The organism is Bartonella sp. W8151 (assembly GCF_016100385.1).
In the GTDB taxonomy this organism is placed as follows: Bacteria; Pseudomonadota; Alphaproteobacteria; order Rhizobiales; family Rhizobiaceae; genus Bartonella; species Bartonella apis.
On the sequence record NZ_JACFSO010000004.1, the window covers coordinates 361,074 to 382,012 of the forward strand.

Annotated in this window: 21 protein-coding genes; 9 read left to right on the forward strand and 12 right to left on the reverse strand. The window is 45.0% G+C overall.

The annotated features are described in order from the left end of the window. Positions 1-468 precede the first annotated feature (468 nt). A complete protein-coding gene (gene murI, locus H3V14_RS09495) occupies positions 469-1,275 on the reverse strand; it encodes a glutamate racemase (protein WP_075917153.1) in 807 nt (268 codons plus the stop codon). Beyond that, positions 1,268-2,098, reverse strand: a complete 831-nt coding sequence (locus tag H3V14_RS09500; RefSeq protein ID WP_198228197.1) for an RNA methyltransferase — start codon at positions 2,096-2,098, stop codon at positions 1,268-1,270. Before H3V14_RS09500 ends, murI begins: the two co-directional genes overlap by 8 nt. 947 nt (positions 2,099-3,045) lie before the next feature. On the opposite strand from H3V14_RS09500, the gene map reads away from it, so the two are divergent. Both map and radC read left to right on the forward strand, forming a co-directional pair. Continuing rightward, entirely contained in the window at positions 3,046-3,876 is an 831-nt protein-coding gene (map, locus tag H3V14_RS09505; protein WP_075914512.1) for a type I methionyl aminopeptidase, read from the forward strand. Positions 3,877-3,891: 15 nt separating this feature from the next. Beyond that, a complete protein-coding gene (gene radC, locus H3V14_RS09510; RefSeq protein WP_198228199.1) occupies positions 3,892-4,686 on the forward strand; it encodes a DNA repair protein RadC in 795 nt (264 codons plus the stop codon). A gap of 115 nt (positions 4,687-4,801) precedes the next feature. On the opposite strand, the gene H3V14_RS09515 is transcribed toward radC, so the two are convergent. From H3V14_RS09515 to H3V14_RS09535, 5 genes are all read right to left on the reverse strand, one after another. Beyond that, entirely contained in the window at positions 4,802-5,014 is a 213-nt protein-coding gene (locus tag H3V14_RS09515) for a DUF3126 family protein (protein ID WP_075870580.1), read from the reverse strand. A gap of 83 nt (positions 5,015-5,097) precedes the next feature. Then, entirely contained in the window at positions 5,098-5,907 is an 810-nt protein-coding gene (cysE, locus tag H3V14_RS09520) for a serine O-acetyltransferase (RefSeq protein ID WP_246785136.1), read from the reverse strand. A 68-nt stretch (positions 5,908-5,975) separates the two neighbouring features. After that, on the reverse strand, positions 5,976-6,755 hold the full coding sequence (locus H3V14_RS09525; protein WP_198228201.1) for an alpha/beta fold hydrolase: 780 nt from the start codon (positions 6,753-6,755) through the stop codon (positions 5,976-5,978). Between the two features lie 2 nt (positions 6,756-6,757). Continuing rightward, the gene (locus tag H3V14_RS09530; protein ID WP_198228204.1) at positions 6,758-7,240 is read right to left on the reverse strand and encodes a DUF192 domain-containing protein; all 483 of its coding nucleotides are present in this window, start codon (positions 7,238-7,240) and stop codon (positions 6,758-6,760) included. An 88-nt stretch (positions 7,241-7,328) separates the two neighbouring features. After that, entirely contained in the window at positions 7,329-7,907 is a 579-nt protein-coding gene (locus H3V14_RS09535) for a cold-shock protein (RefSeq protein WP_075870576.1), read from the reverse strand. Positions 7,908-8,148: 241 nt separating this feature from the next. Here H3V14_RS09535 and H3V14_RS09540 point away from each other — a divergent pair, with 241 nt between their 5' ends. The 6 genes from H3V14_RS09540 to H3V14_RS09565 all read left to right on the forward strand — a co-directional run bounded on the left by H3V14_RS09540 (position 8,149) and on the right by H3V14_RS09565 (position 13,556). Continuing rightward, positions 8,149-8,589, forward strand: coding sequence for a VOC family protein (locus tag H3V14_RS09540; RefSeq protein WP_198228206.1), 441 nt, complete (start codon positions 8,149-8,151; stop codon positions 8,587-8,589). 110 nt (positions 8,590-8,699) lie between these two features. After that, positions 8,700-9,833, forward strand: coding sequence for an ABC transporter substrate-binding protein (locus tag H3V14_RS09545; RefSeq protein ID WP_198212575.1), 1,134 nt, complete (start codon positions 8,700-8,702; stop codon positions 9,831-9,833). 112 nt (positions 9,834-9,945) lie between these two features. Beyond that, entirely contained in the window at positions 9,946-11,022 is a 1,077-nt protein-coding gene (locus H3V14_RS09550; protein WP_075870573.1) for a branched-chain amino acid ABC transporter permease, read from the forward strand. Next, on the forward strand, positions 11,022-12,080 hold the full coding sequence (locus H3V14_RS09555) for a branched-chain amino acid ABC transporter permease (protein ID WP_198228208.1): 1,059 nt from the start codon (positions 11,022-11,024) through the stop codon (positions 12,078-12,080). Before H3V14_RS09550 ends, H3V14_RS09555 begins: the two co-directional genes overlap by 1 nt. Further along, the gene (locus H3V14_RS09560; RefSeq protein WP_198228210.1) at positions 12,077-12,859 is read left to right on the forward strand and encodes an ABC transporter ATP-binding protein; all 783 of its coding nucleotides are present in this window, start codon (positions 12,077-12,079) and stop codon (positions 12,857-12,859) included. Before H3V14_RS09555 ends, H3V14_RS09560 begins: the two co-directional genes overlap by 4 nt. Continuing rightward, on the forward strand, positions 12,846-13,556 hold the full coding sequence (locus tag H3V14_RS09565) for an ABC transporter ATP-binding protein (RefSeq protein ID WP_198228213.1): 711 nt from the start codon (positions 12,846-12,848) through the stop codon (positions 13,554-13,556). The genes H3V14_RS09560 and H3V14_RS09565 overlap by 14 nt, the downstream gene beginning before the upstream one ends. 618 nt (positions 13,557-14,174) lie before the next feature. Here the strand turns inward: H3V14_RS09565 and gatA are convergent. The 4 genes from gatA to H3V14_RS09585 all read right to left on the reverse strand — a co-directional run bounded on the left by gatA (position 14,175) and on the right by H3V14_RS09585 (position 18,628). Beyond that, positions 14,175-15,656 (reverse strand): Asp-tRNA(Asn)/Glu-tRNA(Gln) amidotransferase subunit GatA, encoded by a 1,482-nt coding sequence (gatA, locus tag H3V14_RS09570; protein ID WP_198228215.1) that lies wholly within the window; start codon positions 15,654-15,656, stop codon positions 14,175-14,177. Positions 15,657-15,686: 30 nt separating this feature from the next. After that, positions 15,687-15,974 carry an Asp-tRNA(Asn)/Glu-tRNA(Gln) amidotransferase subunit GatC gene (gene gatC / locus H3V14_RS09575; RefSeq protein ID WP_075870568.1) on the reverse strand — a complete coding sequence of 96 codons (288 nt, stop codon included), beginning with the start codon at positions 15,972-15,974 and terminating at the stop codon, positions 15,687-15,689. A 610-nt stretch (positions 15,975-16,584) separates the two neighbouring features. Further along, positions 16,585-17,370 (reverse strand): hypothetical protein, encoded by a 786-nt coding sequence (locus H3V14_RS09580; RefSeq protein ID WP_198228217.1) that lies wholly within the window; start codon positions 17,368-17,370, stop codon positions 16,585-16,587. Positions 17,371-17,923: 553 nt separating this feature from the next. After that, positions 17,924-18,628, reverse strand: a complete 705-nt coding sequence (locus H3V14_RS09585; protein ID WP_198228219.1) for a metal-dependent hydrolase — start codon at positions 18,626-18,628, stop codon at positions 17,924-17,926. Positions 18,629-18,744: 116 nt separating this feature from the next. On the opposite strand from H3V14_RS09585, the gene ruvX reads away from it, so the two are divergent. Continuing rightward, positions 18,745-19,224 carry a Holliday junction resolvase RuvX gene (ruvX, locus tag H3V14_RS09590; RefSeq protein ID WP_198228221.1) on the forward strand — a complete coding sequence of 160 codons (480 nt, stop codon included), beginning with the start codon at positions 18,745-18,747 and terminating at the stop codon, positions 19,222-19,224. Positions 19,225-19,233: 9 nt separating this feature from the next. Here ruvX and H3V14_RS09595 read toward each other — a convergent pair whose 3' ends face one another. Further along, complete coding sequence (locus tag H3V14_RS09595) at positions 19,234-20,862, reverse strand: acyl-CoA dehydrogenase family protein (protein WP_198212563.1); 1,629 nt, start codon at positions 20,860-20,862, stop codon at positions 19,234-19,236. Between the last annotated feature and the right edge of the window lie 77 nt (positions 20,863-20,939).

The following is a 20,939-nucleotide window of genomic DNA, read 5'->3' on the forward strand; positions in this document are numbered from 1 at the left end:
GCCTCAGGGAAACGCGCCCTCCTCTGCCCATAAAATTTCATGGACTGACAGGACAAATCGCGCACGCTTTGCGCAAATGTCCACGGGACACGTCGGTTAAAGCTTTATCGTCAACCGAAAAAACTTGTGGGCTTCTTTAATTAAATTATCAGCTGAAGTCAAGCCGACGGACCAATATCCGTTGAAAAACAGCGCCGATTTCCCGCAAATTTTCATACAATACAAAAAGAAATTAGTAATTTTGGTTTCAAAAACAATTTTATAGTCGTGGCGTGTGCCTGAATGCAGGTTGAAACATTCAAAACCGGTTTAACTACTAACCTGAATTAGCTGCAATCTCTATTGGGCCCCCGCATGTTTCCTGTTCAATGTTAACGGAGCCAGTCCTAACAGATACGATCTTGTGCCTTATCCCTCCATTCAACGCGGCACAAAACTGTGCGTTAGCCCGATTCTAAAAGTCGATGGTCACTCTTGACCCAGCGGCGTCAAACGCAAACCGAATCCGTGAAGTAATCTGTTGGTCGCGTAATCGGTTCTGCCCGAAGTAAAGTGTGCAAGATCCAGATGTTCGGTAAGAGTTTGAACCTGATCGGCATCCGGCAACAAAGATAATGCACGTTTTGCTACTGCTTCTGCCGGATCGATCCAGTCAACCGGCCACTTAGCGTTTTTTCGGAACAAATTGACCAGAAACGGATAATGGGTGCAGGCAAGCACAACAATGTCTGTATGATGACCATCTTTTTCTACAAAGCACGGCGCTATCTCTTCCTTCAGAGAAGCGCGATCAACCGGCTTCCTTCTTAAATAATCTTCTGCAAAGCCCGCAAGTTTGGCACTTCCAACCAGTCGGACATGACATTTCGATGCAAAAGACGAAATAAGGTCATGCGTATAGGCGCGTTTGACAGTTCCAGGCGTCGCCAACACCGATATCAAACCCGAACGGGTCTGCTCGGCAGCCGGTTTGATTGCAGGAACTGTCCCAATAAAAGGAACATCAGGATGAGCACGGCGCAAATCCTTTAAAACCAATGTTGACGCCGTATTGCATGCAACAATGCACAAAACCGGATGATAAAGGTCAAGCAGTTTCGCAAATAGTTCGATAATATGGGCTTTAAGTGCATCTTCTTCCCAATTTCCGTAGGGAAAAGCTGCGTCGTCAGCTATATAGATAAATTTTCGATCGGGAATAAAAATACGCGTCTCACGTAAAACCGTAAGACCGCCGATGCCACTGTCAAAAAACAGTATAGGCTGTTCACTCATCTTTTTTATCAATATCCTTGGCACGTTTACGGTGATCAGGCGACCCGGCACCGCGTGGCAATTTCGGCGAAAAATGGTCCAGCGACGCAACTACGCCACGCAACAGTCGAACTTCCGGCTCGCTAAAAGCTGCACGTGTCAAAACTGACCGTAAGTTCTCTGCCATGATTTCCTTGCGTTCTTTCGGGCGAAAATACCCGCGAATATCCAACGCCTCTTCCAATTGATCAAAAAAGCCATAAAGGGTGGCTTTATGCGCCGGTTCCATCTCTTCGTTACGAAAAGCTGTATCGGTTTGTTTTTCGAGACCGGATTTCATCCATTCGTAAGACATAAGCAAGACCGCTTGTGCAATATTGAGAGAAGCAAATGCAGGATTAACAGGAAAAGTCACAATTTCATCTGACAAACTGATTTCTTCATTATTCAGCCCCCACCTTTCGCGACCGAAAAGTATAGCTGTCCGCTCTCCCGACGATTCTTTTATTCTTAACGTTTCTGCAGCTTCTACTGCACTTCTTACCGGTTTGAAACCGTCACGCTCTCGAGCTGTCGTGGCAAAGACAAAATTGATATCCGAAATGGCCTCTCTCAATGTATCATAAACGCGTGCGCCATTAATTATGTGATCGGCTTTGCTAGCGGTTGCGATAGCTTTATCGTTCGGGAATTCTTCGCGTGGATGAACAAGGCGCAATTCCGACAAACCGAAATTGGCCATTGCACGTGCCACCATGCCGATATTTTCCGGCAATTGTGGCTCTACCAATACGATGACGGGGCCACCTGTCATATTTTCTCTTTTTCTATCTGTTCCAGCCATTTTATTCACTTCTCTGGTTTTGATGCCTTTTAGTGCGTCTTTTAAGGAACCTCAACCAAACATTAACTTTAATTTCAAAAAGAACCTGAAATTGCCTTTTTCATGCCTAAATCCGGTCATCTTTGCGATTGATATAAACGTCGTAAAGCCTGTTGCTGAAGGGGGTTCACGGAAAATGAATATTGAACTTAAGACCACAATTACTCTTATGGCGGTCGCAATTGTCACGACAATTATGGTTTTTTGTGCAAATATGACAATCAGCGATCTTTTAGCTGCGCTCTGATTTGGCTGGCTATTTCTCGTCACAACGTTGAAGCAGCTTCCTGTTTCCAAGCTCTTGTCGTTGCTGATCAATTTTGTATCCAGCAGCTTTATGTATGTACCATGTTTTCATTAAACGCCTTATCATGAGCTTTGTTTTATAGGACAATACAGCCAAAATCTGGTTCGCATAAATTCCCTCCACGTTCTCAAGCCGGCTATCGCGACATAATAATACGTGTTGCTACAACCGGTTTCCTATTTATTAATTCGATTTTGATCAATTTCTGTTGCCTGAACAGAATTGCGTTTTGTCTGAATATCTGATTTTCTGATCTTTGGTTTTTGCAGGTCGTTGAATCCAAAAACGGTATTTCCAATTCATATTGAAAAAATGCCTGTAGACAGACCATATCCTGTGCCGGTCAAAAATACGTTATTCCGCATTCGATTCATAATTCCCACTTATAAATGTCGTGCAATCAGCTTCATCACCGGCTATGCTCTTTGTGATTCAATGGGAAGATGATAATTTGAATGTCCCTTCTTCAGGAATTCACACTTCATTGGTTCCGTTGGAAGCGAGAGCTGAAAGTTGGCCAATGGAATATTAACTCGATATTCCGGATACGTAAATTTGTTACACGTATGGTCGATGTCAAAGGATAGAAACAGTTAGGCAAATGGTTAGTTACGTCAATTATAAAGATGCACCGGTAAAATACACCGGACAAATTCGTATTTACGATGAAGAAGCTTTTGTGGGAATGCGCAAAATCGGCCGAATAGCGGCAGAATGTCTTGATGCATTGGTCGATATTATCAAACCCGGCGTGACGACTCAGGAAATTGACGACTTCGTTTTTGCTTATGGGGCAGATCGCGATGCCCTACCCGCAGACCTCAACTATCGCGGTTATAGCAAATCATGTTGCACATCGATCAATCACGTTGTTTGTCACGGAATTCCGGAAAATAAACAGCTTCATGCCGGTGATATTGTCAATGTCGATGTTACATTCATTAAAGATGGCTGGCACGGCGATACCAGTCGTATGTATCCGGTAGGCCCGTTAAAAAGAGCTTCCGAACGGTTACTCGAAGTCACACATGAATCTCTTATGCGTGGCATCGCCGCAGTTAAACCTGGTGCCACGGTCGGCGATATTGGTGCTGCAATCCAGCGTTACGCAGAATCGGAACGTTGTTCTGTTGTACGTGATTTTTGCGGCCACGGCGTTGGTCTTATATTCCATGATGCTCCCAACATCCTCCACTACGGAAAGCCCGGTGAAGGACCGGAATTGCGCGAGGGAATGATGTTTACAATCGAGCCCATGATCAATCTCGGAAAACCGGGTGTCAAAATACTCAATGATGGATGGACTGCCGTGACGAGAGACCGTTCACTATCGGCGCAATATGAGCACACAATGGCTGTTACAAAAAATGGTTGCGAGATATTCACGCTTTCGCAAAACAACACTTTTTATGTGCCGGTAACCGGAGCATAAAAAGGCGCCTCCATCATGGGAAAAAATACGGATAAAAATGAATTTGCCGAAAAAATGATAGCGGCTTTATTATCCGGTTCCCATCAGGATAAAGCAAAAACAACCACCGAAATTGCGTCAGCTAATAAAAAAGTTACATCTGCTGACACAAAGGGACATCGGGAACGCTTGAGGCAACGTTATTTTGATACGAAAGGCGTTGGTTTTCCTGATTATGAATATCTGGAACTTTTATTGTTCCGCTCTATCCCTCGTGCCGACACAAAACCTTTGGCCAAAGCGTTGCTAAACCGCTTTGGCAATCTTGCCGATGTGCTCGGCGCAGATATCAATCTTCTGCAAGAGGTTCAAGGGTGTGGTCCCGCTGTGGCGCGCGACCTTAAGATCCTTGCGGGTATCAGCGAACGTGTAAACCGTGCAGAACTTCACAAACGTGATGTTTTTTCATCCTGGGACAAAGTTTTAGCTTACTGTAAAGCTGCCCTTGCGCACGAAACGCGCGAACAATTCCGTGTACTTTTTCTGGATAAAAAAAACGGCCTTATTGCAGATGAAATCCAGCAAGTCGGTACGGTAGATCACACGCCGGTCTATCCAAGGGAAGTAGTGAAACGTGCTTTGCAGCTTTCTGCCAGCGCACTTATCCTCGTCCACAACCACCCTTCAGGAGATCCAACGCCGTCGCGCGAAGATATTTCAATGACACATGTGGTCAAAGATGTTGCCAACGCTTTAGGAATTACTGTTCACGACCATATCATCATAGCCCGTAACGGATATACAAGCTTCAGGGCACAAAAGTTGCTTTAGTCCGAGTAACAAAGATTACATCGGGTAGAGAACACAAAAGGCCGCTAAATAGCTTAGCGACCCTTCCAGTCACAACCGGAAATTTAATCGTAAAAACAAAGGTTAAGACTATCGACTATTCGTCAAGGTCGATATCAAGAATTGCCATCGAGAAATTATATGACAATTCTCCTTCATCCTCGTCGCGATAAATGACCCCGAGAAATTCATCATCAAGGTAAACCTCGCAAGAATCATCCTTACGTGGTCTTGGTTTTACGTGCAGTGACTGGTTTTGAAATTTGCGCTTAAAGTAGCCATCAAGTTTCTTGATTTCGTCCGGCTTCACAGCGTTCTCCTAAAATTGCAACGGTTAAACAGACTGCCAGATAAGGCAGGACCCGACTTCTGTAAAGATGTCGGCTCGTTATTTCACTCATTAATTGATTGATCCATGCTTAATGCCGGCTCTCGATCTTCTATCTTTCCAACCACTTTCGCAGGAACACCGGCAACAGTAGTATAAGCTTCAACCGGTTTCAGCACAACCGAACAAGCTGCAATCTTTGCACAATCGCCGACCGTTATGTTGCCAAGCACTTTGGCACCGGCGCCAATTAGCACCCCATGACCAATCTTAGGGTGCCGATCGCCCGATTCTTTGCCTGTTCCACCTAACGTAACATCCTGCAATATGGAGACGTTATCACCAACAACAGCAGTTTCACCGACAACAAGTCCTGTCGCATGATCAAGGAAAATACCTTTCCCAAGCCGGGCTGCCGGATGAATATCCGTTTGAAAAATACTGGATGAACGCCCTTGCAAAAATAAGGCGAGGTCTTTTCTGCCTAGAAGCCACAAATTATGGGCAAAACGGTGGGACTGGATTGCCAAAAAACCTTTCAGATAGAGTATCGGCTCAATGAACCGTTTACATGCCGGATCACGATGAAAAACCGCAGATATATCGCGGGCAATAATTTCTTCCAGATCCTTTATACCGCCAATCTGTTCGTTAAAGATTTGATTGAGTATCTCTTCGTTGAGTTCCCTCGTCCAGAGCCGTGCTGCCACGCGACCGGCAATCATTTCGCAAAGGCTTTGATGATCAAGAATTGCGTGCTGGAAAAATACACTCAATGCAGGATCCTGTTCCTGTGCTTCCATTGCTTCTTGCTTGAGAGCGTCAAGAAGCAAGCCAGCGTCGATAGCCTCACCCTTTTGTTCACAGCACGGCAATTTTATTCCCTCTCCCTGTATTCAAAATGGAAAATCCGACATCGACACCATCCGTTGCATAAATGCGATCAAGATAGACTAATCGGATGCTTTGCAAGAAAGCTGATAACACCTTTTTTATAGACCGGATCGCCAACAGCCAGCATATGATCACGATTTGGAATGATCAATGCTTCACCATGTGGTAACAAAGCCACGAGCGGCTCGGCATCACCAGATATTTCATCCAATGTACCAACGGCAACCAAGGCAGGTTGTTTTATTGAATGAACCTGAGCTGCCGTCAATTCCTGTTTCGATGTAATGACACATGCTGCAAGTGCCTTACGGTCGCTTTTTGTTCTGTCGGCAAAGGTTCTGAACATCAAGCCGCGTTTGTTGGTAATTTTCGAAACATCGTCGGCAAGAAGCGCTTCAGCAACCGGCTCCCAATTACCTGCGCCCGTAACCATACCGATTCCCAATCCTCCGAATATCGCGCTATTCACATAATCCGGATATAGGATCGACATATAGGCAGTTATTCTGGCTCCCATTGAATAACCCATAATCTGGGCTTTTTTAATACCGAGATTGTCAAGCAACGCAACCGCATCCCCTGCCATTGCCTGCGGCGTATAAACCTTTGGGTCATGACTTTTATCAGAAAAACCATGGCCGCGATTATCAATAGCAATTACACGATATCCGGCTTCGTTCAATGCACGAAACCACCCCGGTGCATACCAATTTACATAGGATGAGGACGCAAAACCGTGGATTAATAAGACGGGATCTCCTTCTCCTTCTTCCCGATAGGCCAGTTTGAACCCGTCATGATTGAAATATTGAACGTCCTCTGCAGTCATTTTTAATCCACCTTACATCCACCACATATCGCAGGATGAAACACCCTGTCGCCAACTTTGATCCTGTTTTTCTGCACGTCACCAGCATTCACTTCAATTGTAAAGGCTGCGAATACGTGTGAAGATACAATTTTAGTTGAGTAAGGTATGGTGTTTTGGGTAATGGATTCAATTATGCCGTTTTCGTCCAGAAACAACATATCAAGAGGAAGAGGTGTGTTGGCCATCCACATTGTCACGATACGTTTTTCGGGGAAAACAAACAACATGGCACGGTTAGCCGGAAAATCGGTCCGATACATCAAACCCGATTCATTTTGTTGAGGTGTTTTTGCAACCTCTACATCATAAGAAATCTTACCAATCCCGGTGATGATAACGAGGGGCGCCGGATCAACCGGTAATCGCATGGGTTCTTCTGAATAAGCGTTCGAACTTAAACCAAATATCAGAAATATAAGTCCGACAAAAAACCTCTTCATCATTAGCCTACTTCCAACTGGGCTTAAACGGTAAACAGTCTGACAGTAACCGGCAACAACTCGTCGAATAACGAAAAATAGAAAAGATCGTTTAATGGGTTGGAAAAGGTATCGCAATGTCGGGATGGATTTCCGCGGCCATCAGACCTTTTTCACCTCGCCCGAAACGAACCAGAACAACCTGCCCCGGACGCAATTCCGCAAGACCGAAACGACGGAGCGTTTCCATATGGATAAATATATCTTCAGTCCCCTCGCCGCGGGTGAGAAAGCCGAACCCCTTCTCGCGATTGAACCATTTGACAATTGCGCGTTCCAAACCGCTTTCGGCTTTTACAACCACATGCGTGCGAGCCGGTAATTCCGATGGATGTACTGCTGTAGAAAGGTCAATTGATTTGACCTGAATGCACTGCAGCCCCCGCTCACCTTTTTTGACCAGACATACAATGCGTGCACCTTCCAGTGCAGTGTGAAAACCGTCACGTCTCATCACAGTTACATGGAGGAGGATATCCGGAACACCGGCAATATCCGGCACGATGAAACCATAACCCTTGCTAACATCGAACCATTTGATGGTGCCACTCACTTCGGCAACATCTGTTGCTGCTGTTTCAGAACTATCTTGAGATGGAAGGCAGCCTTCCTCTAAATCATCGCTCGCCATAATTCTCACAGTCCTGTCAATATCTTCTAATCACGAATGATTCTCTTGAACTCCAGTAAATATTGTTCACTCATTGCGACGCAAGCCCCGAGAACAGGATTTCCCCAAATTGTCGACGCCTGCATAAAGAAAATCACCTGGTTTCGTTTTTTTACCCCCGATTGCGATGAATGTCAGTCATGATATTCACTTTGGTTGCAAAAACCGGTAAAACTTGAAAATCAAAGAAAGTGAGAAAAATATGCGTTATCTACACACAATGGTTCGCGTCAAAGACCTCGAACAATCACTCCATTTCTACTGCGATATTTTCGGCCTTGAGGAAACACGGAGGATAGAAAATGAAAAAGGACGTTTTACACTAATCTATCTGGCAGCCGCTGAAGATGTAAATGCGGCTCATTCTCACCACTCTCCGGAACTTGAACTTACTTATAACTGGGACAAGGAAGACTATCAGGGGGGGCGTAATTTCGGGCATTTGGCCTATGAAGTCGACAATATTTACGAGACTTGTAAAAATTTGGCCGATCAGGGAATCGTCATCAATCGGCCGCCCCGCGACGGTCATATGGCATTTATTAAATCACCAGACGGTATCTCCATCGAGCTCTTACAAAAAGGCGAGAAACTTGCACCGCAAGAACCATGGGTTTCCATGAAGAATACTGGAACATGGTAAAACTCGACGTGAGTTTAAAATATAAACGGATTTTGTCACTGTAACTTGTAACGTAAGTCAGTTTATATTATGAAATTACTATAAATAATAAAACAGAGGGATAAACAAACATGGCTTTCAAGCAATTGATTGCAGCAGTGATTGCTGCCACAGCACTGAATTTCAGTGCTCTCGCCGAAGACCCTATCAAAATAGGGGTATTTCTTCCACTGACAGGGCAAAACGCATTCGGAGGACAACTGGAGCTTGAAGGCGTCGAGCTAGCCAACAAAATCAAGCCGGAAGTGCTCGGACACAAAGTCGAACTTGTCGTTGTTGATAACAAATCCGACAAAGTAGAAGCTGCAAACGCTGTAATGAGACTTACTGCTTCCGATAAAGTCAACGGCATTATCGGAACTTATGGCTCGTCTTTGGCACTTGCTGGTGGCGAAGTTTCGGAGCCTGCAAAAACACCAGCAATCGCGACATCTGCAACCAACCCGCTCGTTACCCAAGGCAAAAAATATTATTTCCGTGCATGCTTTATTGACCCCTATCAGGGCGCTGGAGCAGCAACATATGCTTTCAATACGTTACACGCCAAAAAAGCGGCCATTCTGAAAGATGTTTCCAACGATTATGCAATCGGCCTTGCAAATTTCTTCGATACCTCGTTCAAAAAACTTGGCGGCGAAGTTGTAGCAAACCTCAATTATAATTCGGGTGACCAGGATTTTTCGGCAGCCCTCACCCAGATTATCGCCGAACAACCGGATGTCCTTTTCATTCCGGCTTACTTTGCTGAAGGTGCGATTATCCTGAAACAGGCTCGTGAACTTGGTGCAACTTTCCGGATTATGGGCGGTGACGCCATGGATAATCCTGAAACAGTTACAATCGGAGGAAGCGCTGCCGAAGGTTTTCTTCACACAACTTTTCCATATGACGCAAATATGCCGAATATGCCTAAAGCAGCAGCTGAATTCACCAAGGATTGGAAAGCAACTTACCCTAATAAAGAACCGAACGTAAATGCGGTTCTCGGCTACACTGCCTACATGATGTTTATGCAGGCTATTGAGAAAGCCGGTAGCGGCGACCGCGAAGCGATTACGTCCGAACTTGCAAAGCTCAAAGACTTCGAGACACCGATCGGAGCTATGACTATGGATAAAAACCATAATCCTGAAATTCCGATCGGCGTTATCGAGATCAAGGATGGAAAACGCGTTTATCTCGGTGAAGTTAAACCCGCTCTATAAACGAAAAACCTGTTAAAAAACAATCATCCGGCCGAATAAAACTCGACCGGATGATTGAAGTTATATATGAGCTTCTCCAATCAACCCTCTATGACATCAGGAAGGCTTAGACATGAGCACGGAAATGTTCATCCAACATTTCTTTAATGCTTTGGCGTTAGGGGCGCTTTATGGTCTGATAGCCATTGGCTACACAATGGTTTACGGCATCTTACGCCTTATCAATTTCGCGCATGGCGACATTTTTATGCTTGGCGCCTATTTTGTTTTTTTCTCTACTATAAGTTTCATGCCTGCCTGGGCGGCAGTGCTTCTGATTATACTCGCTATTCTTGTTTATTATTCAGTTTTTATCGGCTTTAAAACACGCATTAAATCCTATTGGGCAGCACTTTTCATTATTCTTATTCTGGCACTTGCCTATTACAGTTTTATTCATCCGCAGGATTTTACACCTATCTGGCTACTTGCCGTCTGTTTTGCGGTCTTTGTTACCAGTGCCGGAGGTATCGCAGTCGACCGTATCGCTTACCGTCCTTTACGCGATGCCCCGCGTATTTCAGCGCTTATCAGTGCAATCGGCATGTCGTTTCTTATCGAGAATCTCGCAACCGTTTTGTTCACTGGCGTGCCAAAAAGCGTCAAACAACCCGAACTGCTGGTAACTCCTATCCAATGGCATTTTGGAGAAGGTGCTCAAGGCATCATCCGCATCGTTCCAATGGCTCTGATCGTTCCCATTGTTTCACTATTGCTTGTTGTTCTTCTCTTGTGGATTATCAATAAAACCAAACCGGGTTTGGCCATGCGGGCAATTTCTCGCGATATCGAAACCACCCGATTGATGGGCGTTTCTGTAGATAAGATTATTGCATTTACGTTCGGCCTCGGATCTGCCCTTGCTGCAATAGCCGGTATCATGTGGGCACTCAGATACCCTCAAATCAACCCGTATATGGGGGTTATTCCCGGGTTAAAAGCGTTCATTGCTGCAGTTATTGGTGGTATCGGTTCTGTTGAAGGTGCAATGCTTGGAGGATTGCTTTTAGGTTTTATAGAAATCATGATCATCGCATTTTTCCCGTCACTTTCCGGCTACCGTGATGCGTTTGCTTTTATCATGCTCATCATGATCCTGCTCGTCATGCCGACTGGACTTATGGGTAAGAAAAGCGAGGAAAAAATTTGATGTCAAAATCCTCACAAATTATCCTTTCACTGATTTCGATCGGCTGCCTTATTGCGTTTTTGTTTTATGCGCAGAACCATTTTGATGCTTATACCGTGCGTATTTTGAACCTCATTGCAATCAATGCGATTCTGGCTGTATCACTCAATCTTATATATGGTTTTACCGGAATGTTCTCTTTAGGACATGCCGGATTTATGGCTATTGGCGCTTATGTTTGTGCTATCTTGCTTTTATCACCCGAACAAAAGCAGATGATGTGGATTTTGCAGCCAATGTTCGGTCCACTCCAGAATCTGCAAATACCGTTTTTCTTTGCTGTTATTTTGGGCGGCATATGCGCTGCTGTTCTCGGCCTTGTCATTGCCCTACCGGTTTTGCGCCTGGGTGGGGATTACCTTGGCATTGCAACACTCGGATTTGCCGAAATTATACGTGTTGTCATTACCAATGCGACGCCGATTACGAATGGCTCGCTTGGCATAAAAGGTATACCGCAATATGGCAATTTATGGTGGAACTATGGCTGGCTTGCGTTCACTGTCGCCTTTATTGTGCTGCTTTTAAAAAGCAACACAGGAAACGCTCTTTGCGCAATACGAGATGACGAGATTGCTGCAAAAACTATGGGCGTTAACACGTTTTTCTACCGGTCATTGTCTTTCACAATCGGTGCATTTTTCGCCGGCGTCGGAGGTGCACTGACTGCAGCGCTTATTTCAACAATCGATCCCAAAATGTTCAATTTTCTTTTGACATTCAATATTTTGATGATCGTTGTTGCCGGTGGCCTCGGTTCGATTACCGGTAGCATCATTGGTAGTGTCATCATTACCGTGATGCTGGAATGGTTACGCATTGTCGAGCAACCGATTAATTTCGGATTCATTCATATTCCTGGAATTCCGGGGCTTAGAATGGTCATTTTTTCGATATTGCTCATGGGCATAATCCTGTTTTGGAGAAGCGGCTTGCTCGGCACACGTGAATTTTCCTGGAATGGAATTTACCGCTTTTTCAAAAAACGTTCCGAGGTGAAGAGCGGAGATCAATCATGAGTGACACGATATTGAACCTCGATCATGTCACAATGCGCTTCGGCGGATTAACGGCAGTCAATGACATCAACATCGCTATTGAACGGGGAAGCATCGCCGGCCTCATTGGCCCTAACGGTGCCGGTAAAACCACCGTTTTCAACATGATTTCGGGCTTTTACACCCCGACAAGTGGCACAATTACATTTGACGGCAAAAAAGTCTCAGGTCTTCACCCCAATGTTGTTTGCAAACGTCATATTGCCCGCACATTCCAAAACATCCGCTTGTTTACCGGATTGAGCGTTTTGCAAAATGTCATGGTCGGGGCGCATGTGCGCCAAAAAAGCCCGTGGTTTGCTAGCGCTCTATTCATCCCTTCGGCAGTGAGAGAAGAAAAACACATTCGTGAACAAGCACTTGAACTTTTGGATCGAGTTCACCTTGCTGACCTTGCTGACCAGCCTGCAATAGCGCTCCCCTACGGTGCTCAAAGACGTCTGGAAATCGCCCGTGCTTTGGCAACCGAACCGGAATTGTTGCTTCTTGATGAACCGGCAGCCGGTATGAACCCTCAGGAGAGTGAAGAATTACGCGCCTTTATTTCAAAAATAAGGGAAGAATTCCGACTTACTATTCTGCTCATCGAACACGATATGCGCGTTGTCATGGGGCTATGTAACCGCATTTGGGTTCTGGAATATGGCGCACTTATTGCAAATGGAACTCCGGACGAAATCCGCAACAATCAAAAAGTTATCGAAGCCTATCTTGGCGGAGAAATTCATGAATATTCTTGAGATTAACGACCTTCGTGTGAATTATGGGGCAATCAAAGCCGTACAAGGCTTATCCATGGCTATCAAGGAAGGCTCGATTGTCACATTGATTGGAGCAAATGGCGCAGGAAAAAGCAGTACAGTCCGCTCGATCGCGGGGCTCAACAAATCGGTAACCGGTGAAATCATCTATAAAGGTGAAAATATCCTCGGAAAACAGCCTGAAGAAATCCTGAAAAAGGGAATTGCCTTGAGCCCCGAAGGACGCCGTATCATGCCACATTTGACCGTTTTGGAAAATCTGGAACTCGGTGCTTATATCCGCAAAGACAAAGACGGAATCAAGCGGGATATCGAATGGATTTTTGATCTTTTCCCAAGGCTCCGCGAACGGTCGAAACAATTAGGCGGAACAATGTCGGGCGGTGAACAGCAGATGCTTGCGGTCGGACGGGCACTTATGAGCAATCCCGAACTTGTCATGCTTGACGAGCCGTCTTTGGGCCTTGCCCCCATTCTCGTTCAGGAAATTTTCTCTATAATCCGGAAAATCAACGAGATGGGCAAAACAGTGCTGCTTATTGAACAGAATGCATTTGCTGCATTATCGGTCGCCAACTATGCGTATATTCTGGAAGTTGGTAAAATCATTCTCGAGGGTGAAGGCAAAACTATGCTCAAAGACCCGCGGGTGAAAGCAGCTTATCTCGGGGGGTGACAATCCTGTCCCCCGTTTAACCGGCTTATCCTGAAATAAATTAGCACTCCGAATTTGACCACCATTTTTGTAATGCAACAATTAGGGCTCGATTTTTGCCAGACACGGAGTTAGCTACTCGGTTTGTTTTATCGGTATGAGAAAGTCAATCATCAGTTGTTTAGATAATTTTCGAAAGCGATGGCCTTTATCTTGATATGAAAATATTGCGAGGCTACATTGACGTTTCAATGTGGAAAATCTCGCCGGTGAAACACTGACAAACATTGAACCACACCCTAATTGAATACGTCAACAAGCTAAACTTTTTTACCGGTCTTATTTAAAAATCTTGAAACTGTCCTTAATCCCGTTTATTGATGATCTCATATTGTTAATATTTAATTATAATAAACGCTCATAACTTACTGATAATACGTGTTTTTATTGATTCAAAAATTTATCGCATCCCTAAAACCAAAGCTTTTGGACCATTAATCAACTGATATTTCATTCCCGTGCCTCACAGCTTTCATTGTTGAATACGCGACACGTAAGAAACTAAAAACACGGCAAGGAAGTTGCCGTGTTCAACAGATTTAATAGTGAATGCCGATATCGGCAGATATCAACAATCGCTTACCACCATTTTTCGGGAGAAAACTTACCAGCCGCCTGTTCGATAACATTGGCTGTCTGGAACAATTGTTCCTCACCGAACGGCTTGCCAATAAGCTGCAAACCTAAAGGTAGCCCCTCCTTTGAAAGTCCGGCAGGTAATGAAATTCCCGGAAGCCCTGCCATATTCACAGTAACCGTAAAAATGTCATTGAGATACATGGCTACAGGATCGTTTTTCAATTTTTTATCGGCAATTCCGAAGGCCGCTGTTGGTGTGGCCGGAGTCAAAATAGCATCAACGCCGGAGTCAAAACATTTATCAAAATCCTGTTTGATGAGTGTGCGAACTTTTTGTGCCTTAAGATAATAGGCATCGTAGTAACCGGCCGACAACACGTACGTACCGATGAGAATACGCCGTTTGACTTCGTGGCCGAAACCTTCTGAACGGGTGTTTTCATACATTTCGATAATGTCTTTACCCGGAACCCTGAGGCCATAACGCACACCATCATAACGGGCAAGGTTTGATGATGCTTCCGCAGGCGCAACAATATAATAAGCCGGCAATGCATATTTCGTATGAGGAAGAGAAATATTAACGATTTCAGCTCCCGCCTCTTTCAACCAATCTATGCCCTTTTGCCAAAGTGCCGTTATCTCTTCCGACATACCGTCAACTTGATATTCCTTAGGAATACCGATTTTCATGCCCTTGACCGATTTTCCGATGGATGCTTCATAATCGGGAACCGGCAGATCAACCGAAGTCGAATCCTTCTCGTCAAATGACGCCATGGATTTCAACAAAATGGCGCAATCCCGTACATCACGGCCAATGGGGCCAGCTTGATCAAGCGAAGAAGCAAAAGCGATAATTCCCCAACGCGAGCAACGTCCATAGGTTGGCTTGATGCCGACAGTACCGGTAAATGCAGCAGGTTGACGAATGGAACCGCCAGTATCGGTTGCCGTCGCACCAGCGCACAAACGAGCTGCAACAGCGGCAGCCGACCCGCCGGAAGAACCACCGGGCACCAATTTTTCTTCCGAACCTTTGGCGCGCCACGGATTGACAACGGGACCGTAATAGGATGTCTCATTGGACGATCCCATTGCAAACTCATCCATGTTGAGTTTCCCGAGCATAACCGCACCGTCAGCCCAGAGATTACTTGTTACAGTCGACTCATATTTCGGTTTGAAGTTGTCAAGGATATGAGAACACGCCTGGGTGTGGATATCATAGGTTGCGTAAAGGTCTTTCACGCCAAGCGGGATCCCTTCAAGTGCACCTGCCTTATTTTGAGCAAATCTTTCATCGGAGACTTTTGCCATCTTTCGTGCGTGATCGGCTGTTACCGAAACATAGGCATTGATAGCAGGATTGGATGCTTCAATGGCATGGATATATGCATCCGCAAGTTCGGTTGCCTTGAAGTCGCCCTTCTTGAGCGCGTCACGAGCCTCGGCTATTGTCAGCTTCGTCAAATCGGTCATATCATGCCTCAAAAATAAATATTCAAATTGCTATTCGATAACTTTTGGAACGAGGAAAAAATTGTCTTCGCTCAAAGGTGCATTGGCGACAATATCAGCCGCTTTGTTTCCGTCAGTGACCACATCTTCACGTGTACGCAAAGTCATCGGAATAACAGATGTCAAAGGCTCGACATTGTCGACATTGACTTCGTCAAGCTGCTCGACAAATCCCAAAATAGCGTTCAACTCTTTTGCCATACGTTCTGCTTCGTCATCTTTCACAGCAATACGCGAAAGACGGGCAACACGTTTGACCGTTTTAATATCTACAGACATTAGGTAAATCCCGTATGAAAGACATTTTGTATAATGAAGCTATACAAGCCGAAGCCCTCAAGAGCAAGAAAAGACGTGCAGAAATTGAGCGTTTCACCGACTTTTGGTATTTCTAAAACTGTTTTTCCATCTGCAACGCCGAAAACGAGGCATTCCGGTCTTTGATTAAGAGAAGGAAAAGCGCTCCGATAGCATGGAATCGCGGTCTTAAAATAAGACTATATTCCAATTAAAGTCGGCGACAGCTCCCCCATGACATAAATGTTGCCAATGACAACTACCCCTATTTCTGGAGCATAAATCCGTTATCAATTTTCTATCGTCAGAGCTTTCAAACCAAGTGGTAATTGATGGTTCAGGTGGGGGCATGGTTACCCCGCGCGCAGACAAACTGTTTCGGGTAGAAGACGACAATGAGCCAGGATTTTTATAAGTTAAATCCTACTTATCCTTGATCTGTCTTTCCCATTCAAAAATCACGCAAAAAACGCCCGCTATAAGAGTGGTGACCGAGTTATTAAGATTGGCTAATCATCCTTATTGTATTGACCTTGCCGGTTATATTGATTTTGCCGGTAAACATTGAAGTTCAATTTTTAAGAATTTGATATTAATCGAAAACACGTATTTGGCCATCATTCCAAGTTCCAACATAATAACGATGCTTGAAATAGGCTAAAGCTACAGCCCCATCTAAATGATTAGCGAGCAGTTTTGTTTCCCCTGTATCAACATTCACTAGCCGAACAGCCCCTGCGCCATTATCAATGACAGCAACTAAATGGTCAGAAACAGTCACAATCCCCACGCCAGGCCGATCAAAGCCGGAACCTAGCTGCTTATGAACGCCTGCTGCATTAATATGCGTTAAATTCCCGCTATATTGTGAAACGACCAAATCGCCATTAGTCAATTGTGCCACGCCAACGGGTAAGCCAAGTTTTGACGCTACTATCTTTTTTGCACCCGTTTCAACATTGAGGGATACTATTTCGCCAGATGAACGATTAGTGACTAACAATTCATCGGTATTTGACCAGGCGATCCCCGTGGGAGTATGAAAACCGCTCGCGATTTTTGACGCATTACCGACGTTATCTATCTTTAAAATATAATTGTCTTGATAAGATGCAACATAGATATCATCGTTATGATCAACAACAATGCCCGCTGGAGCGCTTATGCCAGAATAAACAACTTGCTGCTTTCCTTGTGTCGTTATTTTAACGACGGAATTTCCAGACCAGTTGGTAACTAGCATTTCTCCTTCATTATTAAATGCTATGCCTGTTGGCGCGTGTAATGATGTGGCAACCACCTTTGTTTGAGCCATTCCAAATGTTCCATAAGTTAGAAAAATAAGTAAAAAAGCAATTTTTATGAAGCTTTTTTTCATCGTTGTTTTCCGCCGAAAAATATTATTTAGCTGGTTGGTTTTCAGGAATATTGCCCGGATAAGGTAAAACGCTGTTTTTCATAAAAAATGAAAAGTCTTTTGTACTGCTCCCAACGATAGTATATTTTCTTTTGTACTGCTCCCAACGATAGTATATTTACTGTCATAAAGCGTTAGTCAAAATCCGGCCATCTGATAATTCGTCACATTGTTAGCAAACTTTCGATACCCGATCTTTGTTGCTGCTGGTGCAAGCTCTTTAGCGTTTAAATGCATTGGTTGCTTTTACCGCATACGATAATCCTTCAGTAAATGCACTGACAAAAAACTTTGTGGCACAATAGGTCCCTCATCTCCATCAAGTTGCTCAACAAAGTTTGGAATCGTACTCTGTCCATACGTTCCGCTTAATCGCCTTTCACCACTATGCGCGAAAGACGGGCAACACGTTTGGCTGTTTTAATATCTATAGATATTAGGCAAATCCCGTATGAAAGGCATTTTCGCTGACGAAAAGTATAAAGGCCAAAGCACCAAGAGCAAGAAAAAACGTTCAGAAATCGAGCGTTTCACCGACTTTTGGCAATGCAACTGTGGTTTTTGTTCCTTTCATACCCCTAACAAACCGTTCCGGTGTCTGATCAAGAACCGGGAAAGTGCCCCAGTGACAAGGTATCGCTGTTTTGAAATGGAAATAACGTTGACATGCGAGAGCTGCGACGGCGCCCCCCATTGTAAAAAAATCCCCAACGGGCACAATGCCGATTTCCGGCTCGTGCAATTCGTCAATTAATTGCATATCGGAAAAAATATCTGTGTCACCCATATGATAGAGCGTCGGTGCATCATTAAAATGGAATACCAGCCCGTTAGGATTGCCAAGACATTGCGAGACACCGTTTTCGGTGAGCATGGCCGACGAATGAATGGCATTGACAAAAGTGATGCTATAGCCGTCATGCGCCTGCGTACCACCTGCATTACCGGGAATGACGTTTTTCACACCTTGCGACTGGAGCCAGGCAGCAAGATCGGCATTTGCTGTCACTGGTACATTTTTTTCCTTTGCAATAGCAATTGTATCTCCCACATGATCGCTATGACCATGGGTGAGGGCTATATGCGTCACACCGTCAACGGCTTTTTTGATATCGAGGTCTTTTGCAGCCGGATTACCGGTCAAAAAAGGATCTATAAGAATAACCGCTTTGCCAACTTCGACGCGAAAGGCTGCGTGCCCGAGCCATGTGATTTTCATGCCACTACCCTTGTTTTTTATTGGAAGTTCCATCTTTTACCGTATATTGAACGCAAAATCCTAAAATGCCAAGTACCTGCTTGTTCAAACCGGATATTCGATAAAGGCCAACCTCAATGTCGGTTATAGATATTACTGAAATTCCTGAACTCGGTCTGGCGAATAAAAATATCATCGGCCTTGATTTGGGGACAAAATCGATAGGCATCGCTGTATCCGATCTCGGTTGGCGTTTTGCCACCCCCCGCCCTGTTTTGAAACGCAAAAAATTCTCCATCGACGCTCATGACCTCATGAAAATTTTTCGTGAAGAAAATATCGGCGTAGCAATTATTGGCCTTCCCAAAAATATGGACGGCACAAGCGGCCCACGCGTTCAGGCAACGCGTGCTTTTGTTCATAATATGAATGGTTTAACACAAATTCCTTTTGTATTCTGGGATGAGCGGCTGTCAACAGTGGCCGCAGAACGCGGTCTTCTCGAAATGGATGTTTCGCGTGCAAAACGTGCCGATAGAATTGATTCAGCAGCAGCCGCTTTTATTTTGCAAGGAGCACTCGACAGGCTTCAACGTTTGGCTCGAACTGTAGAATAAAAGTTTAACTCAAACTGCGGGATAAAGCGTATCCAATATATGTCCGGCGTGATGACGCGCACTCAACATACCGTAAGACGAACGCCATTGCCCGCCAAGGCGACTTTCAATATAGGCAGCAGTAATATGATTCATATCGGCTTGTTGCAAAGCGGCTGCTGCACCGGCATAGGCCATTTGTTCGATAAAAAGCCTGCCGGCACCAATGTCATTTGCAGCCACTCGTGCAGCCGCATTGAGTATTTCGACAGTTTTAGGACCCGCTGGACCGATATCACGACCAATCTGGTCGAGTAGCCCCTGAAAAAGACCGGGTGCCCTTTCTCCCAAACGGATGGTATCAATCACAATATCATTACCTCCATTTCCCTTCATGCTACGCATTGGTGCATCAACGAGCATTCTCGCCATCCGACTGTCGAACATATATGCCTGCGCTCCCATTTGAGCAATAATTTCTCCCACAACCGGAACCACAAGCTCATTGATGTGGATGGCAACGATCGGTGTCATGATACGAGCAAATGCCGCTTCTCCGCGATTTGATGCGGCATTGTCGAACGCACGGGCAAGCCGCATAACAAGGCATTGTGAAGCAACCACGTCGAGAGCAAGATCGGCAAATATACGTTCTGTCAATGGTGGTAAAACTTGTCGCGGATTGAAGCGCCTGAAAAAATTGATGCCTGTTTGAAGTGCTGCACGAAGTACGCCTGCAGAAATAACTGCCTGATCAAAACGCGTCATCGTCTCGACATCTCTGACGACCCTATCGCCTTCGCCAATCTTGCCGATCAACCAACCGAGACTATTGTGAAATGAAACCTGTCCTTCGGGAGCCGAGCATTCACCAGCGCGGTGGACAAGAAAATCTACGGAGATATTTCCGTTCAATGCACCATTTTCAAGAAAGCGCGATACAAAGAAACAACATTTTTGCCCGCCGACCTCGGCTGTTACAAAATATCCGTCGGCCGTCGGATTTAATACTGATTGCTTGACAGCATCTATACGATAGAGATCACGCCCGCTTGCCGAATCAAAGGAAATCCGCGTCGCAGCCGATACTTGCGCAGGATTTTGCAAATTATTTGTGATATCGTCGTTGGCAAAGGTAAGCGTTGCTGACCGTTTTGCTGTAATGGCACGCGCCGAATAATCATGTTGGCGGGATAATAACACATTTTTCCAACCGGAAAATAAATCCGATTCACCGATAAGTGCGGAAATTCCTGCACTTGTTGATGTAATCTCGTTAAGATGCCCTGTCTCGAGTCCTGCCATCAGAAAAAGTCTGATTGCCCGTGACTGATAACGCACGCCATTTTCGGCCGGTCCATTTTCCCATAGAGAAGAACATAACCCTGCCTGACGGGAGCGGCGCAGCAAAGCATGGTAAGCCGGATGGATTTCCAGTTGTTGTAGATTGTCCCCCCATTCATTCTCACGCCTGAGAATGGGTCTATGAATATTGGCGAGTCTTGCAAGGTCTTGCGCTTCCCTGCTTGCAACAAATGCACCTATTTCCTCGAAACCTGCTAAAAGCGGGGTTGGCAAAAGCGACGAAAAACGGAACAGAACCGCGTCATCCAAAAAAGCATTTTTTCGCATAATATTCTGATTGGGTAAGGTACTCACAATTTATTCCTGATTCCGTCAATTAATAATATTGCTATCTGGAAATTTAGTTTTTTATGCGGTTAAAACAGAGATTG